Raw genomic sequence first — 17,451 nt, 5'->3', positions numbered from 1 at the left:
CCTAAATGTTTTTTTATTTATCCTTTGTGTGCAGGATCTTCGTCTAAATATTTTTTGATCAAATAATGACCTAAATAAATTGCTGGAGTTAATAAGATAGCTATTGCTAGTTTAAAAGTGTATCCTATTAACCCTGAGGATATAAAGGTGTCAAAGTCAATTTTTCCAGGAAGCCAAAAAGCAATTCCTAAAACAATAAATGAATCAAACAATTGCGAAATTACAGTAGAACCTGTTGCTCTTAACCATATTTTCTTTTCGCCAGTTCTATTTTTGAAAAACCAAAATATCCAAACATCTATAAGCTGAGAAGCCATAAAAGCGATTAAGCTTCCCACAATAATCCACATACTCTGCCCGAATACTGCCTGAAACTGATCGTCATTTACAGGGCTGATTCCTTTTGCAGCTGGAATTGTAATGGCCATAAAAAGTATCAAAAAAGCATAAGCAATCAAACCTGCAGTTATAAAAGAAAGCTTTTTTACACCTTTTTCACCAAAATGATCATTAATCAAATCGGTAGTTAGGAATACAATCGGCCAAGGCAAAATACCTATACTCATTACAAAAGGGCCAATTTGAATTAATTTTCCTCCAATTAACTCAGCCACAACAGCATTGGTGATAAAAATCCCTGATAAAATTACAAAAACAATTTCTCTTCTGGTTCTAAACATTTGATTTTTGGTATTGATATTTCAAAAATAAACTATTTCTTTTAAATCTTTGAAACTATAATTCGTTCGTGTATGAAGTTTGCTTTCGATTGGTTAATTTTGAGATTCTGTTGCTTTTTTTCTAATTGAAATTTTGTACAGAATTAATCAATGCATTTGTTATGAAAACACCAATAGAGTTAGATAATTCATTATTAAAAAGTTGGTCTGGGCCTTACGGAGGAGTTCCAGATTTTAGAGTATATCAAGTTTCAGATTTTAAGCCTGCAATAGAATTTGCTATTCAGGAAAAATTAGAAGAAATTGATTCAATTGCAAATAATCCAGAAAAACCGACATTTAAGAATACAATTGAAGCTTTAGAGCTTTCTGGTGAAAAATTGGATCGAATTCATGCAGTTTACGGTATTTACAGGTCTAATCTAAGTACTCCAGAATTTAATGCAGTTGACACTGAAATGTCGCCAAAATTGGCAGAGATTAATGATAAATTGTATCAAAATGAAAAACTGTTCTCTAGAATTGAAGCCTTGTACAAATCGGATGAAAAGAAGAATTTAACGAAAGAGCAGCAACGTTTGCTATGGCTTTATTATACCGATTTTGTTAGAGAAGGAGCAGAGTTAAAAGTACAAGATAAAGAGAAAGTGGCTAAGATTAATCAAGAATTAGCAACGCTTTTTACATCATTTAGCCAAAAATTGTTAGCAGAAGAAAACGATCAATATATAGAATTAAAAACAGAAGCGGATTTTGATGGCTTGCCTGAAGAATTTAAAAATGCGGCCATTGCCGAAGCTAACGAAAGGAATCTAAATGTTTTGGGATGTATTGGAAATACAAGATCTTCAATTGAACCTTTTCTGACTTTTTCAAACAAGAGAAGTCTAAGACAAGAAGCTTTTGATATATTCGTAAAACGAGGCGATAATAAGAATGAAAATGATACAAATGAAACACTTGTGTCTATTTTAAAATTAAGAGCTGAAAAAGCGAAAATTTTAGGCTTTAAAAACTTTGCTGAATGGAGTTTGTCTAACAAGATGGCCAAGGATCCGCAGAAAACGCTAGATTTGATGCATTCTGTATGGAAACCTGCTGTAGAAAAAGTAAAAAACGATGTTTCTGCTATGCAGGAAATGGTAAATAAAGAGGGAGAAAATTTTAGAATTCAGCCTTGGGATTACCGCTATTATGCAGAAAAAGTGCGTAAAGCACAATACGATTTAGACCAAAATGAAATTAAGCAATATTTGCAGCTGGAAAATTTACGTGAAGGAATGTTCTGGACGGCAGGCGAGTTGTTTAATTTAGGTTTTAAGCAATTATTTGATGTTCCTGTTTATCATCCCGATGTTCGTGTTTGGGAAGTGAATAATAAAAAGACAGGAGAAGCAATAGGACTTTGGTATTTTGATCCTTACGCTCGTACAGGAAAACGTTCAGGGGCATGGATGAATTCGCATAGAGATCAGCAGAAAATAAAAGGCAATGTACTTCCTATTGTGTCAAACAATTGCAATTTCATAAAAGGAAATAGTGACGAACCTGTTTTGATTTCGTGGGATGATGCAACGACTTTATTTCACGAATTTGGTCATGCACTTCATGGATTATGTTCTAATGTTACTTACCCAAGTCTTTCTGGAACTTCAGTTGCGAGAGATTATGTTGAGTTTCCGTTTCAGTTGCTGGAACATTGGCTAGCAACGCCAGAGGTTTTAAATAAGTTTGCGCTTCATTATAAAACTAATGAGCCTTTATCACAATCATTAGTAGAAAGAATAGGAAAAGCAGCAAATTTTAATGAGGGTTTTGCAACAGTAGAAACGATTTCAAGCTCATTTGTTGATATGAAACTGCATTTAACAACCGAAACAATCGATCCGCAGACATTTGAAGCGCAAGTTTTAAATGAAATTAATATGCCGTCAGAAATTGTGATGCGACACAGAATTCCGCAATTTGCACATATATTTTCAAGTGATGGATATGCGGCTGGCTATTACAGTTATTTGTGGGCAGATGTGATCAATGCAGATGCTTATGAAGCGTTTCTGGAAGCAGACGGACCGTTTGATAAGAATGTTTCAGAACGTCTTTATGAAACAGTTTTAAGTGTTGGAAATACTATTGATAATGAAGAGATGTATGAGAATTTTAGAGGTCATGCGCCACAATCTGATGCATTGATGAGAGCAAGAAATTTTCCAGTTGAAAATTAAACGAAGTAAAAAAAGCCCGAATAAATAAATATTCGGGCTTTTTAATATTGAAAATAATATATTAACCTAAAGTAACTCTTTTGAAACCTGTAATTTCAACATTGAATCCTTTTACATAATCACCAACTTTTTTACTGTCATCTTTGATGAAGTTTTGATCTAAAAGAGCTTTCTCTTGATCTAAAGTAGTGTTGTCAGAGATAAAACGTTGAACTTTACCTGGAAGAATTTTATCCCAGATTTGCTCTGGTTTACCTTCAGCTTTTAATTCAGCTTTTGCATCTTCTTCAGCTTGTTTGATAACTTCAGGAGTTAATTGAGAGAAAGAGATGTATTTAGGAACATTTTTCAAAGTTTTTCCTAAACGTTTAGCTTCTTCATTGTCTTTTTCGATTACAGCAATACGAGCAGCAAGTTCAGATTCAACGAAAGCAGGATCAAAATCTTTGTAAGATAAAGTGTCAGCTCCCATAGAAGCAACTTGCATAGAGATATCTTTTGTTAAAGCTTCAGCATTAGCAACTGGAGCAGAAATTGCAGTTAAAGCAGCAATTTTATTAACGTGAACGTAAGATCCAACGTAAGCACCTTCTAAAATTTCGAAACCACCGATTTCGATTTTCTCACCGATAACTCCAGTTTGCTCGATTAATTTCTCAGCAACTGTAATTCCGTTGAAATCAGAAGCTAATAATTCTTCTTTAGAAGAGAAGTTGATAGCTCTTTCTACTAAATCTTTAGCTAAAGCAACGAAAGCTTCGTTTTTACCTACGAAGTCAGTTTCACAGTTTAAAGTGATGATAGCTCCTTTAGTGTTGTCAGCATTGATAAAAGAAACAGCAGCTCCTTCAGCAGACTCACGGTCAGAACGGTTAGCAGCAACTTTTTGTCCTTTTTCTCTAAGGATTTGGATCGCTTTATCGAAATCTCCTTCAGCTTCAACTAAAGCTTTTTTACAGTCCATCATTCCGGCACCTGTAGATTGTCTTAATTTATTTACGTCTGCAGCAGTAATTGTTGACATAATATTTTGAATTTTTAATGTTAAAAGTAAAAAATTCCAGCATTTAAATCCCAAACTCCAATTTTAATAAATTATCAACATAACGTTTTTAATTTTGTATTTGGACTTTGGAATTTAAAATTTGGAATTTAAAATTTGATTTATTCTTCAGTTGCAGGAGCAGCTTCAGCTTCAGCAGCAGGAGCTTCTTCAGCAGCTTCAACTTCTTTCTCAGCACCTCTGTCTGAAAGACCTTCGATTACTGCAGTAGTTACTAAAGATAAAATTTTGTCAATTGATTTAGAAGCGTCATCATTTGCAGGAATCACGTAATCAACCTCTCTTGGGTCAGAATTCGTATCAACCATTGCGAAAACTGGAATGTTTAATTTTTGAGCTTCTTTTATTGCGATGTGTTCAGCTTTGATATCTACTACGAACAATGCTGCAGGTAGTCTAGACATATCAGCAATTGAACCTAAGTTTTTCTCTAATTTAGCACGTAGACGATCAACTTGTAAACGCTCTTTTTTAGATAAAGTGTTGAAAGTGCCATCTTTCTTCATTTTATCGATAGAAGACATTTTTTTAACTGCCTTTCTGATAGTTACGAAGTTAGTCAACATTCCACCTGGCCATCTTTCAGTGATGTAAGGCATGTTTGCAGCTTTTGCTTTATCAGCAACGATGTCTTTTGCTTGTTTTTTGGTAGCTACGAATAAAATTTTTCTACCTGATGCAGCGATTTTTTTCAAAGCTTCATTAGCTTCTTCGATTTTAGCTGCAGTTTTATATAGATTGATAATGTGAATACCATTACGCTCCATATAAATGTAAGGAGCCATGTTTGGATCCCATTTTCTAGTCATGTGTCCGAAGTGAACACCTGCTTCTAGTAATTCTTTTACTTCTATTTTGTTTGCCATTTTTGTACTAGTTTACGTTCTGTTGATTAGCAATGTGTGAATGGCGATTTCTCTGGCTTCATACATTTAGATGCTAAACTATATCCTACCTCGATAGGAGAGCAACAATAACTGTGTTTTTTAATTTCAATAAATAATTGATAATGTCTTGTCCCATCTGAACAAGACAGGTAATATTAACGTTTAGAGAATTGGAATCTCTTACGAGCTTTCTTCTGACCGAATTTCTTACGTTCAACCATTCTTGGGTCTCTTGTTAATAAACCTTCTGGTTTAAGGATAGCTCTGTTTTCAGCGTTAACTTCACACATTACGCGTGCTAATGCCATTCTTACAGCTTCTGCTTGACCAGTTGTACCACCTCCGTAAACGTTTACTTTTACGTCAAAGTTACTAGCGTTTTCTGTCATAGAAAGCGGTTGTAAAACTTTGTATTGTAAAGTTGCAGTTGGAAAGTAAGTTGCGAATTCTTTTTTGTTTACAGTGATGTTTCCAGTTCCTTCAGAAACGTATACACGTGCAACAGCGGTTTTTCTTCTACCGATTTTGTGAATAACTCCCATTACTTAAGATCATTTAGGTTAACAGTTCTAGGTTTTTGAGCTCCGTGAGTGTGCTCAGATCCTACAACAACATTTAGATTTCTAAAAAGTTCAGCACCTAATTTGTTTTTAGGTAACATACCTTTTACAGCTTTTTCTACTAATGCAGCTGGATTTTTAGCTTGCAATACTTTAGCAGTTAAAGTTCTTTGTCCTCCTGGGTAACCTGTATGACGCATGTAAATTTTGTCATTCATTTTTGTACCTGTAAGGTTAATTTTCTCTGAGTTGATAACAATTACGTTATCTCCACAGTCAACGTGCGGTGTGTAACTTGGCTTGTACTTACCTCTTAAGATCATTGCAACTTTAGAAGCAAGACGTCCTAAGTTATGACCTTCAGCGTCAACAACAATCCACTCTTTAGTTACAGTGGCTTTGCTTGCTGAAACTGTTTTGTAGCTTAATGCGTCCATAATATTATTTTAATTAAACATTCCATCCCCAATAAAGGGGATGCAAAAGTACAATTAATTATTTTAAAACCAAATACCTGAAAGAATATTTTATCTGCTGAAAATCAGGGACTCAGTTTTTTAATTAATTAGTAACTAAAAAAACCGTCTCTACAATAAGGTAAAGACGGTTAAATATTTAGAAAGAAAAAACTATTACACAATAAATATATTGGCAATGTCAACTACTTGTTGTGTTGTAAGTGGCTCATCATAAGCTTCTGAGCCTGCTGCGGAGCCAAAAGCGGCGGCGGTATTAAACCCAGCCTGTACCGTTACGCCTTCGCCATCATAAACTGCTTGAGTTGCTGCTGGCATGCCAGCGCCTCTTTCAGCGTTTGAAATCCATCCTTTTAAACCTCGTAATCTTCTCACTTCAGAAGCATGGCGTGCTTCAACGGAATGAATCTGTAATGCTGCAGTCAATAAATCGGGTGCCGTTATCAAGTTTGCGGCTTGACCTTTATATGCTCTAACTCCTGTATCTTCAAAGGCTTGTGCTAAAGCTAGAAATGTCGGATAATCGTGAAAAGGGTCAAATGTCCCGCCAACAGTAAAATCAAAAGTTGGTTTTGGAACAAAGTTGGGGCTTGCGGTACCGCCCAAACCGGCTATTAAAAATTTAACATGATCAGATTCATGATCTGCAATTTGTTGAAAGACTTTTAAATCTCTTCCTCCATTTTCTAAAGCAGGAATGACACCAGAATCTAATGCCATCGAATAAAATTCGTTTTCAAGATATTCTAATGTCAAAGCAAATTGCAAAGCTCCGATTGGAGTTGCAGGAGTTGCTGTAATGTCTTTAGCGAAAGCTTTATTGGTAAGAGCCGACAATCCAAAAGGAATTGATGCTAAGGCTAAATTTTTTCCAATATTTCCAAACTGCGAAAAACTGTCTCTGCGAGAACCAGTACTATTCAATAAATTATCGTCAGTAAAGGATTCTATAAATTTTAAAATGTTCATAATTTCTAAGTTTTACTGGTTGTGGTTAAGGCAAGTATTTAGCTGTAAATTTTGTAGTAATAAAATTGGCGGCAATCGGCAGGATTTTAGAAGGATCTTTTGCGTCATCTAATCCTGTTGACATATTTACAATATCATCTCCAGCAAAATCTTTAGAATTTGGGTTGATTAAACTTCTTATCGCAGATGCGTGTCTGGCTTCAACCGAAACAATTTTTCCTGCTAATAATAAATAATCTGCTGTTTTAATTAATCTTCCTGCCCCGTTGTAAGCGGCTACTCCTGTGTCTTCAAGAGCTTTTGCAGTAGCTAAAACTTCGTTGCGACTGTTAAAGTTTAAAGAGCCATATGTAAAAGACAAAGTTGGGAGTAATTGCGAACCAGGATCTGGAAGCGCGCCTGTCAAAGCCGCTTTGAAAAAATCTCTGTGAACTACTTCATGATGATATAAGTCTGTCAAAACTTGGCGCTCAGTGTCATTAAATACTGTATTAAAGTTTGTGGAATTTACAACTTTAGTATAAAAGTCTGCTTCTAGTTGCTCGAGGGCATAAGCATAAGTAAGAACACCGAAGTCGCCTGAACCTAAGTCAAAAATGCCATTTCTAACTCCTGGCAAGGAAGTGTCTTCCATATTATTGTCGTTATCATTGTCGCTGCATCCAGCTAGAACCAAACCTGTGGTTACTAATGTTAATCCGCTGAGCTTAAGAAAGCTCCTTCTGCTATTCAGTGAAGGGTCAACTTCATGAATTTTAACTTCGTTTTTCATAATCAAGTTTTTTATTAGGTTAACAACATTGGTCTTGTTAGTTCTTTGGTATTTAATTATTAACGAAATTTTAGGAGATGCGGTTTCAGAAAAATCTTCTTTTATAGTTTTTTTTCGAATAGATGGTATAATTTGAAAGACAAATGGTTGTTTTTTGTTTTATTTTCGGTAATTCTACTATATTTGTATTAATTACATAAACTTTTATAGATGAAAGCTAAAGCAACTCTAAAACAAATTGCGAAAGAACTAGGAGTTTCTGTGTCAACAGTGTCTAAAGCACTGAATGATAGTCCGGAAATTAGTGAGCAAACGAAGGTTAAGATTAAGGAGTATGCCAAACTCAAAAATTATAAGCCGAATGTTATTGGTCTAAATTTAAAAAATCGTAAAACCAAAACGATAGGGGTAATTATTCCTAATATTCTAAATTCTTTCTTTGCGAAAGTTTTTAGCGGTATTGAGAAAGTTGCCGATAAAAAAGGATATAATGTAATTACCTGTATTTCTAACGAATCTTTAGAAAAGGAAATCCACACGCTTGAAATGTTGAGTAATGGAACCATTGACGGATTTATCCTTTCGGTTTCTGAAGAAGCTCAAAAACTTCAAGATTACAATCACTTTTCGGAAATTATTAATGATGGAACACCAATCGTGATGTTTGACCGTATTGCTGATGAAGTAGATTGTGATAAGGTTGTTGTGGATGATTTTGATTCGGCACTAAATTCAACACAGCATTTAATTAATCTTGGATGTAAAAATATTGCCTTAATATCTTCTGTAGATAATTTAAGTGTTGGGAAATTAAGAGCTGATGGCTATTTAAAAGCTTTAGCAGACAATAATATTCCGGTTAATGAAAAAATTATTCTTCGTACCGATTCTGAAGAAGATATGAAAAGTAAAATTGATGCAATTTTTGACAATAAAATTGATGGAATTTTTGCTTTGGACGAAAATGATTCGGTTGCAGCTTTAAGAGTAAGTTTGAAAAAAGGATATAGAGTTCCAGAAGATATTTCGATTATTGGTTTTGCAGACGGAATTTTAGCTTCAAGACGTTTATCGCCAAGTTTGACAACAGTAAGTCAGCATGGTGTTGAAATTGGAGAAGTGGCTGCAAAAAGATTAATCGAAAGGTTAGAAGAGCCTGAAGGAACAGTTTCAGAATACGAAACAATCGTCATTAAGACAAAATTGAAAGAAAGAGAGTCAACTCGAAAAAAATAAAACTAAAAATCCCTTCATAGCGAAGGGATTTTTTTATTTAAACTCATAAGGAAATTTAGGGTTCTTATACTTTTTCAATTTCTCAAAAGGAACTAAAAAAGGTTCTTCGCAAGATCTTGCGGCTCTATAAAAGATTGGAGTAAATTCAATTCCCTTTTCGGTATAACTCCAAGATGGAAAATCCCAATATTCTTCATTGGTGTAATCGCAATAATCATCTTCATTTTTTGGTTTTTCAAAATGTTCCTGAGAATTAATTACAGCAAGTAATTTAGGAGAAAAAAAGTCATTTCTATATTTTGAAAAAGCATCAAAATTATTTTCACTGTCTCCAGTCACGCTTTTGTCAAAAGCTAGAATGTCATCAATTCCATATTGTTTTCCATTATTTAAATCAATTAGATATCCACTGCTTCCAAAATCTGGATGAGCACCTCCGCAATCCCAAAACATCGAAACTTGAAAACCTAATAAGTCATTGTTCAGAAAATTAATTGTTGTATTTCCTTCAATGCCTTTCCCTTGGCTATATCCAAAACTAGATGCACAATTAAGCTGAGCTAATGTATTTTCAATATGTATTTTCTCTAAAACAGGATTAATCAAAGTTTTATTTTTCTCTGAAAAATTATTTCCCAATCTAAAGAAATCTGTATCGCAATGTTTTTCAGAATACCAAACAAATTCTTTGTTATTGTAAATTGTGGTTTTCTGTTTTTTAAATTCAAGGAATTTATATTTCACCAGATTGAGACGTTCATCCTCAAATCTAATTTTGAGATTTGATTTATAGTTATCAAAATTTACAGGTTCAAGATGAACAGCCAATTGTTTTTCTTTAGCATCATACCAGAATCCATCAAAATTATTGCCCGATTTTTTCAGGTAGAATTTCTCAGTAATATTATCGCCAGGTTTAAAGTAGAAAGTAAAATTATTACCGTCCTTTAATTTTCCTTCCAGCTTAATATCTTTTAATGAACTTTTATAGAAATATACGGCATTGAGATTGGCTTCATTGTCCGATTTATAAACTTGAACAGTCATAAAAATAGTGCTTTTGCCTAAAGTTCCTTCGAGATAATAAATCTTGCTCTGACAAATTGCAATTGTTGAATAAAGTAGAAATAGGGATAAGAAATATTTCTTCATTTTACTTTCTTTTAAATCTTTAAAGGTTGTTATAAAAGTTGTAAATGTAGTAAAAGTAAAATTCTTACAATGTTGTTTTTGGTGAATTAAAAAGCCGTTCAATTTTGAACGGCTTTTTAAGTATGAAGAATAATTTTTTTAGTGCGCTTCTAACCAATCTTTACCCATTCCAAGTTCGACTTCTAAAGGAACTGACATTTTAAAAGCATTTTCCATTTCATGTTTAATCATTGGCTGGATTTTTTCGAGTTCATCATTGTGAGCATCGAACACAAGCTCATCATGCACCTGAAGCAACATTTTTGATTTCCAGTTTTCGTCACGAAGTTTTTTATGAATATTGATCATCGCAATTTTAATGACATCGGCAGCACTTCCTTGAATAGGAGCGTTTACTGCATTTCGTTCAGCAGCACTTCTCACAACAGCATTAGCAGAATTAATATCTTTTAAATATCTGCGACGTCCTAAAATAGTTTGTACGTAACCTTTTTCGCGTGCAAATTCAATTTGTTCTGAAATGTAAGATTTTAGGCGAGGGTATGTTTTATAATAAGCATCAATCAATGCAGCACTTTCGCTTCTAGAAAGTGAAGTTTGGTTGCTCAAACCAAAAGCAGAAACACCATATATAATTCCAAAGTTTACTGTTTTTGCATTACTTCTTTGTTCGCGGGAAACTTCTTCTAAAGGAACATCAAAAACTTTTGCTGCGGTTGCTTTGTGAATGTCTTCTCCATTTTGGAAAGCTGCAATCATATTTTCTTCACCACTCAAAGCAGCGATAATTCTTAATTCAATTTGCGAGTAATCGGCAGAGATTAAAGTGTAATTTTCATCGCGTGCCACGAAAGCTTTACGAATCTGACGGCCTCTTTCGGTACGAATCGGAATATTTTGCAAGTTCGGATTATTAGAGCTCAAACGTCCAGTTGCCGCAACAGTCTGCATATAATCGGTATGAACGCGTAACGTTTTTTTATCAACTTGTTCTGGTAAAGCCAAAATATAAGTGCTTTGCAGTTTTACCATCTGGCGCCAATCTAAAATCTGTTTTACAATTGGGTTGTCATTGGCCAAATAAGTCAAAACTTCTTCGCCAGTTGCATATTGTCCCGTTTTGGTTTTCTTTTGCTTTGCGCCGCCAATTTTTAGTTTATCAAACAAAATATCTCCTAATTGTTTTGGAGAAGCCAAGTTGAATTTTTCGCCAGCAGTTTCATATATTTTTTCTTCTAAAGCTTTGATTTCAACTTCCATTTCAGAAGACATTGCTTTTAAGAAATCTACATCCAAACGAATTCCTTCGGTTTCCATGTCTGCCAATACGCTTACTAACGGAATTTCGATTTCGTCAAATAACTTTTTAGTTTCTGTTTTGTCTAATTCGGTTGTGAATATTTCTTTTAATTGTAAAGTAATATCGGCATCTTCAGCAGCATATTCTTTAATATCTTCCAAAGGAACATCGCGCATATTAAGCTGATTTTTTCCTTTTTTACCAATTAAACTTTCAATAGATTTTGGAGAATATTTCAAGTACGTTTCTGCCAAAATATCCATATTATGACGCATATCTGGATTAATCAGATAATGCGCAATCATCGTATCAAAAAGTTTTCCTTTTACGGTTACGCCATAATTAGAAAGAATTTTTAGATCGTATTTTAAATTCTGTCCGATTTTCTCAATGTTTTCATTTTCAAAAAACGGAACAAATTTGTCTACTAAAGCTTTTGCTTCTTCCTGGCTTTCTGGAAACGGCACATAAAATGCTTTTCCTTTTTCGTAAGAGAAAGACATTCCAACCAATTCTGCGTGCAAAGCATCGATTCCTGTGGTTTCAGTATCAAAACAAACCGAAGTCTGTTTTTGTAAATTCTGCAAAAGCATTTTAATGCCTAAATCGCCTTGAATGGTTTGGTAAAAATGCTCTGTGTTTTCTAAAGTGTTATAAAACGAAGTTCTTTCGATTTCAGCGTTTTCTCCATTCGTATTTCCGCCTCCAAAAAGATCAAATTGGTCTTCATTTTTAGGTTGTACTTTTTTGTATAATTTGGCATCAGGAGCTGGAGCAGCAGTTTGCGTGCCATCGGTTTTAAATAAATTGTCAAACTGTTCTGCCATTCTTCTAAATTCTAATTCTTGAAAAATAGCATCAGTTTTTTCAATATCTGGGCGAGAAAGTTCGTAGTCTTCTTCATTAAAAGTAACATCACAATCGGTAATAATTGCTGCTAATTTTTTAGAAAGAATCCCTTTTTCTTTATTAGCTTCGATGTTCTCTTTCATTTTGCCTTTTAGTAAATGCGTGTTTTCTAAAAGGTTTTCCATGGTTCCAAATTCTTTCAGGAACTTTTTAGCTGTAACTTCACCAACACCTGGCAATCCAGGAATATTATCTACAGCGTCGCCCATCATTCCAAGAAAATCAATTACTTGTTCTGGTCTTTCGATTTCAAATTTTGCCAAAACCTCAGGAACACCCCATATTTCGATTCCGTTACCCATTCGGGCAGGTTTATACATAAAAATATTTTCAGAAACTAGTTGTGCAAAATCCTTATCAGGCGTTACCATGAAGACTTTGTAATTTTGTTTTTCTGCTTGTTTAGCGATTGTTCCAATTAAGTCATCGGCTTCACAGCCTTCGATTTCGATAATCGGAATATGCATGGCTTTTAATAATTCTTGAATATAAGGAACAGCAATTTTAATTGCTTCTGGTGTAGCATCACGATTGGCTTTGTATTCAACAAACATTTCTGTTCTTACATGGCTTCCGCCTTTATCGAAAGCAACGGCCAAGTGGTCTGGTTTTTCTCTTTTAATAACATCCAAAAGTGAGTTCATAAAACCCATAATTGCAGATGTATCCATTCCTTTTGAGTTGATTCTCGGGTTTTTTATGAAGGCATAATAACCACGAAAAATTAATGCGTAAGCATCTAGAAGAAAAAGGCGTTTTTGAGTTGACATATTAAAAATATTAGTCTGTAAAAATAAACAATTGAGGTTGCAAAAATTAATCAAAAAAGAAATTTTTTACTCATATAACTTATATAAGTTGATTTTAGCGGAGATGCGCCTGTAGAGATGTGCTTGTAGAGATGCACTGCAGTGCGTCTACATATTTGTGAAGAGTTTTTAAATGAACTGATATAACTTATATGGTAGAAAAAATCGCAAAAGTTAATATCAAGTTAAAAATTTTTATTCGGTGATTTCTTCATTTTCTCTTCATGTTACGAAAGTAATTTTGATCTGTAATTAAAAGGTTATTAATTCTTAAATCTTAGAAATCATGAGAAATTTATTAATGTTACTAGTAGCAGTTTTAGGAACAAGTGCAATGGTTCACGCATTTCCTGCAAAAGATGGAAAAGAAGCTCCGGCGAAAGAAGTAAAAGCAACGAAACATCCTAAACACAAATCTGATAAAAAAGCAAAATCAGCAAAAACTGAAGCTCCAAAAACAGAAGCGGCTAAGCCAGAAACAGCAAAAGCTAACAAATAAAAATTGCTCTCGTTTTGTTTTTGTAGCATTGTAACGAAAGCAAAACAGGAATAATGATTATGAGAATGCGATTGAAGAAGCTGATGAAGAAATTTATCAGCTTTTTTCATTCGTTAATTTTTTAATAATGTGCAGCTGGACTTTTGATAATTGATTAATTTTAGTTGTGCTTAAATGCTTTGTTTATGAATGTTTTAATTGTTGAAGATAATAAAGAACTTGCCGTAGAAGTTTACGATTTTCTGTGCAATGCAGGTTATATCTGTAAAATTGCCAATAGCTGTGCCGATGCTTTGGAAGAATTTGGGAGCAATGATTATGATGCGATGCTGTTGGATTTGGGTTTGCCTGATGGAGACGGTTTTGAAGTTTTGCAGACGATTCGAAAAACAAAATCAAAGATTGCTGTAATTGTACTTACAGCACGCGGAGAATTGGATGACAGAATTAACGGACTTCATCTTGGAGCCGATGATTATCTCACAAAACCTTTTGCTTTAACAGAATTGGGAGCCAGATTGTTTGCTGTAATTCGCAGGATTCATGGTTTTACTTTAAATAATTTAAGTATTCATGGCTTTTTATTGCAACTGCAAGATTATAAAGTGAGTTTTAATGAAACTCCTTTAAGTCTTACTAAAAAAGAATTTGATATTTTTCAGTATTTAGTTCTTAACAAAAATCGTGTCATTACAAGATTGCAATTAACAGAACATATTTGGGGTGACATTCTAGAAGTCAATTCAGATTCCAATTTTATCGATGTTCACGTTCGAAATCTTCGTAAAAAATTAGACAAACATACTTCGATAGATTGGTTTGAAACTGTTCGAAATGTTGGCTATCGTATAAACGAATAAATCTATTCTTGTGAAAATAAAACATCAATTAGCCATTTTTAATGCCATGACCAGACTGCTGGTCATTTTGATTTTATGGCTGATGCTTCCTATTTTGGTAGAAAATGTGGTATACCATCACATTAATAATAGTCTGCTGGAGAAAAAGAAAAAGTTTATTGAGCATCTTAATCAAGAGGAAATCAATGATTTTATAGAAAATCAAGATGATTCGACTCAAACTTTTTCTGAGTTTTCGACACTTCACAGCGAGTTTTTGGTGCTTTCAAAAATGCCAATAAAACCGCATCAAAAGAAAACAACTTTTACAAATGAATATCGCAAGATTGAAAATGAAGAAAGCGAATACAGAATATTGCAGCATCATTTTACTTACGAAGGACAAGATTATCAGCTTGAAATTGGAAGCAGCTTAAGTGAGGTAAACGATTTGACTTTTGTAATAAAGCTTTTTATTATCATTGTTTTTGTGGTCATCCTATTTATTACTTTTTTGGCTGATACTTTTTATATTGAATATCTTTTAAAACCATTTTATAAAATTATTGATACGAAGATTAGGCGTGTAAACGAACCTGAAATGTTTGATCATACTCCGATAAAAGCGGCTTCAAGAGACTTTCGGGAATTGGATTTTGTTTTGAATCAAATGATGGATCGTATTGCCGAAGTTTTTAAAAAAGAAAAGCAGTTTATTTCGAATGTTTCGCATGAGCTTTTAACTCCGATCGCATTACTTAAAAATAAGCTTGAAAATTTGTTGCAGAACGAATCTTTAGATGATAATGCGGTTGATAAAATTGCGGGTTCTCTAAAGACGCTGGATATGCTGAAAAAAATCATTAATAATTTATTGCTGATTTCCAGAATAGATAATAATCAATATGAATTGAATGAAGAGATTAATCTTCGTGAAATCGTTTCTGATTTGCAAGAAGACCTTCAGGATCGTATAGATGATAAAGAAATTCAATTTCAAAATAGAATGCAAAACACTTTTGTTTTCACTGGAAATAAAACCTTGATTCATATTCTAATTTATAATTTGGTGACCAATGCCATAAAGTATAATAAACCACAAGGAAAGATTATCGTTGAAGACGGTTATGATGATAATCATTATTTTATCTTGGTAAAAGATTCTGGAATTGGGATGGATGAATCGCAACTAGAAAAAATATTCAGTCGTTTTACTAGAATAAGTTATGATCAGGAAGGGCAGGGCTTAGGTCTTGCGATTGCTAAGAGTATTGCCTCTTTCCATCATATAGAAATCACGGTCGAATCTGAACTAGGAGAAGGCACTTCTTTTAAATTACGGTTTCAAAATCACAATTAAAAGTTAAACTTCTCTGTAAGACTTCTTCTTCATTTTGTCTTCATTTTGTGGTTATACCTTTGACTTATAAATAATGAAAATAACAATCATAAAAATTTAAAGTCATGAAAAAATTAGCAATTTTAGCAGTAGCAGTTTTAGGAACAGTTGCAATGGCAAGTGCACAAACAACTCCAGCACCAGCAAAAACAAAAGAAGTGAAAACTGAAAAACAAGATAAAAAAGCAAACAAAAAAGCTAAAGGTGAGAAAAAAGCAGAAGCTGCAAAACCAGAGGCTCCAAAAGCAAAGTAAACGAGACTTTAAGTCTTGAGATTAAATAGTTTTAAAGGTTGGTTAGGTTTAAAGCTGAAAGAGACATCTTTCAGCTTTTTTTATGTTTAACAGCGTTAAAATTTTTATAATAAAAAGAAATAGAATTCGCATTCTTTGTTACTTTGTTTAAAACTAAAAATTAAATGATCCTTCGTTTTGTAATTCTATGTGCTCTTTTATTATTTATTGAGTTCTATTCATATCAAGCTTTTCGAACTTTAGTCAAAACTCGTTGGGTTTTGATTAGTTATCAAGTTATAAGCTTACTGGTCTTAGTCTTTATTATCTATTCTTTTTCGCAAGTAGATCGCTCTGTTGGACAAACAAGACAATTTATGTTTACCACAGGTTTGATGCTGACGGTATATGTGCCAAAAATTGTGCTTACGCTAATAATGTTTGGAGAGGATATTTTTAGAATAGGGGCAAGCATCTTAAATTATTTTGTTTACAATACTCCTCGAAAAGAGATGATGCCTGATCGACGAAAGTTTGTAAGTCAGATCGCTTTAGGTTTAGCTGCAATACCGTTTCTTTCTATTATTTATGGAATTTTTGAAGGGAAATATAATTTCAAAGTAATCAAACAAACTGTATTTTTTCCTGATCTTCCAGATGCTTTTGATGGATTTAAAATCACACAGATTTCAGATGTCCATAGCGGAAGTTTTGATAATCCTGAGAAAATAAATTATGCCATTGATTTGATCAATGCACAAGAGTCAGACTTGATTTTGTTTACAGGAGATATTGTAAACACGCATGCTAAAGAAATGCATCCTTGGCTGGATACTTTTAGTCGTATTAAAGATTATAAATATGGAAAGTTTGCAGTTTTAGGAAATCACGATTACGGCGAATATGTGACTTGGCCGTCTGAAAAAGAAAAAGACGAAAATTTTAAGGCAATTAAAAATTTGTATGGCCAAATTGGTTTTAAATTAATGCTGAACGAACATACTTATATTCAGAAAGGTGATGATAAAATTGCTCTGATTGGTGTAGAAAACTGGGGAGTGAATTTTAAAAAAGCAGGTGATTTAAACAAAGCTTCTGAAAACGTACATAAAGACGATTTTAAAGTTTTAATGAGCCATGATCCAAGCCATTGGGATGCCGAAATTAAAGATCACCCGAAGAATTTCCATCTGACATTTGCAGGCCACACGCACGGTATGCAGTTCGGGATTGAGATTCCGGGTTACTTTAAATGGAGTTTGGCACAGTATATTTATAAACAATGGGCAGGATTGTACGAAAACGTCGGAAGATACGTTTATGTTAACCGCGGATTTGGTTTTCATGCTTATCCTGGACGAGTAGGAATTATGCCTGAAATAACAGTAATTGAACTAAAAAAAGGCCGTAATGTCGGTTAATTCGTTAAAAATGCTACATTTG

16 protein-coding genes are annotated in these 17,451 nt (G+C 33.7%); 7 read left to right on the top strand and 9 right to left on the bottom strand.

Going from position 1 to position 17,451, the window contains the following annotated elements:
• Window positions 1-17 precede the first annotated feature (17 nt).
• Entirely contained in the window at window positions 18-680 is a 663-nt protein-coding gene (locus JI750_RS02075; RefSeq protein ID WP_201998636.1) for a queuosine precursor transporter, read from the bottom strand.
• Window positions 681-841: 161 nt separating this feature from the next.
• Between JI750_RS02075 and JI750_RS02070 the strand changes: the two genes are divergently transcribed.
• Window positions 842-2,905, top strand: a complete 2,064-nt coding sequence (locus tag JI750_RS02070; protein WP_201998635.1) for a M3 family metallopeptidase — start codon at window positions 842-844, stop codon at window positions 2,903-2,905.
• 61 nt (window positions 2,906-2,966) lie between these two features.
• Here the strand turns inward: JI750_RS02070 and tsf are convergent, their stop codons facing one another.
• From tsf to JI750_RS02040, 6 genes are all read right to left on the bottom strand, one after another.
• Entirely contained in the window at window positions 2,967-3,929 is a 963-nt protein-coding gene (gene tsf, locus JI750_RS02065) for a translation elongation factor Ts (RefSeq protein ID WP_132990828.1), read from the bottom strand.
• 140 nt (window positions 3,930-4,069) lie between these two features.
• On the bottom strand, window positions 4,070-4,834 hold the full coding sequence (rpsB, locus tag JI750_RS02060; protein ID WP_012023686.1) for a 30S ribosomal protein S2: 765 nt from the start codon (window positions 4,832-4,834) through the stop codon (window positions 4,070-4,072).
• Window positions 4,835-5,010: 176 nt separating this feature from the next.
• Entirely contained in the window at window positions 5,011-5,397 is a 387-nt protein-coding gene (gene rpsI / locus JI750_RS02055; RefSeq protein ID WP_008466792.1) for a 30S ribosomal protein S9, read from the bottom strand.
• A complete protein-coding gene (gene rplM, locus JI750_RS02050; RefSeq protein WP_201998634.1) occupies window positions 5,397-5,852 on the bottom strand; it encodes a 50S ribosomal protein L13 in 456 nt (151 codons plus the stop codon). Before rplM ends, rpsI begins: the two co-directional genes overlap by 1 nt.
• 195 nt (window positions 5,853-6,047) lie before the next feature.
• Window positions 6,048-6,860 carry a ferritin-like domain-containing protein gene (locus JI750_RS02045; protein WP_201998632.1) on the bottom strand — a complete coding sequence of 271 codons (813 nt, stop codon included), beginning with the start codon at window positions 6,858-6,860 and terminating at the stop codon, window positions 6,048-6,050.
• Between the two features lie 25 nt (window positions 6,861-6,885).
• Window positions 6,886-7,632, bottom strand: a complete 747-nt coding sequence (locus tag JI750_RS02040) for a ferritin-like domain-containing protein (RefSeq protein ID WP_201998630.1) — start codon at window positions 7,630-7,632, stop codon at window positions 6,886-6,888.
• A gap of 210 nt (window positions 7,633-7,842) precedes the next feature.
• Here JI750_RS02040 and JI750_RS02035 point away from each other — a divergent pair, with 210 nt between their 5' ends.
• Window positions 7,843-8,868 (top strand): LacI family DNA-binding transcriptional regulator, encoded by a 1,026-nt coding sequence (locus JI750_RS02035; RefSeq protein ID WP_201998628.1) that lies wholly within the window; start codon window positions 7,843-7,845, stop codon window positions 8,866-8,868.
• Between the two features lie 33 nt (window positions 8,869-8,901).
• On the opposite strand, the gene JI750_RS02030 is transcribed toward JI750_RS02035, so the two are convergent.
• Together JI750_RS02030 and polA are read right to left on the bottom strand one after the other, a co-directional pair.
• Window positions 8,902-10,020, bottom strand: a complete 1,119-nt coding sequence (locus JI750_RS02030) for a hypothetical protein (RefSeq protein ID WP_201998627.1) — start codon at window positions 10,018-10,020, stop codon at window positions 8,902-8,904.
• Window positions 10,021-10,158: 138 nt separating this feature from the next.
• Complete coding sequence (polA, locus tag JI750_RS02025; RefSeq protein ID WP_201998626.1) at window positions 10,159-12,999, bottom strand: DNA polymerase I; 2,841 nt, start codon at window positions 12,997-12,999, stop codon at window positions 10,159-10,161.
• Window positions 13,000-13,324: 325 nt separating this feature from the next.
• Between polA and JI750_RS02020 the strand changes: the two genes are divergently transcribed.
• The 5 genes from JI750_RS02020 to JI750_RS02000 all read left to right on the top strand — a co-directional run bounded on the left by JI750_RS02020 (window position 13,325) and on the right by JI750_RS02000 (window position 17,429).
• The gene (locus JI750_RS02020; protein WP_201998624.1) at window positions 13,325-13,537 is read left to right on the top strand and encodes a hypothetical protein; all 213 of its coding nucleotides are present in this window, start codon (window positions 13,325-13,327) and stop codon (window positions 13,535-13,537) included.
• Between the two features lie 185 nt (window positions 13,538-13,722).
• The gene (locus JI750_RS02015; protein ID WP_201998622.1) at window positions 13,723-14,397 is read left to right on the top strand and encodes a response regulator transcription factor; all 675 of its coding nucleotides are present in this window, start codon (window positions 13,723-13,725) and stop codon (window positions 14,395-14,397) included.
• Between the two features lie 10 nt (window positions 14,398-14,407).
• Complete coding sequence (locus JI750_RS02010; RefSeq protein ID WP_369410001.1) at window positions 14,408-15,736, top strand: sensor histidine kinase; 1,329 nt, start codon at window positions 14,408-14,410, stop codon at window positions 15,734-15,736.
• A 104-nt stretch (window positions 15,737-15,840) separates the two neighbouring features.
• Window positions 15,841-16,029 (top strand): hypothetical protein, encoded by a 189-nt coding sequence (locus tag JI750_RS02005; RefSeq protein ID WP_201998620.1) that lies wholly within the window; start codon window positions 15,841-15,843, stop codon window positions 16,027-16,029.
• Window positions 16,030-16,193: 164 nt separating this feature from the next.
• A complete protein-coding gene (locus tag JI750_RS02000; protein WP_201998619.1) occupies window positions 16,194-17,429 on the top strand; it encodes a metallophosphoesterase in 1,236 nt (411 codons plus the stop codon).
• Window positions 17,430-17,451 lie beyond the last annotated feature (22 nt).

The sequence above is a fragment of the Flavobacterium tagetis genome (assembly GCF_016735615.1).
Taxonomy (GTDB): Bacteria; Bacteroidota; Bacteroidia; order Flavobacteriales; family Flavobacteriaceae; genus Flavobacterium; species Flavobacterium tagetis.
Note: the sequence above shows the minus strand (reverse complement) of the source record. Positions and strands in the feature narration are given on the sequence as shown.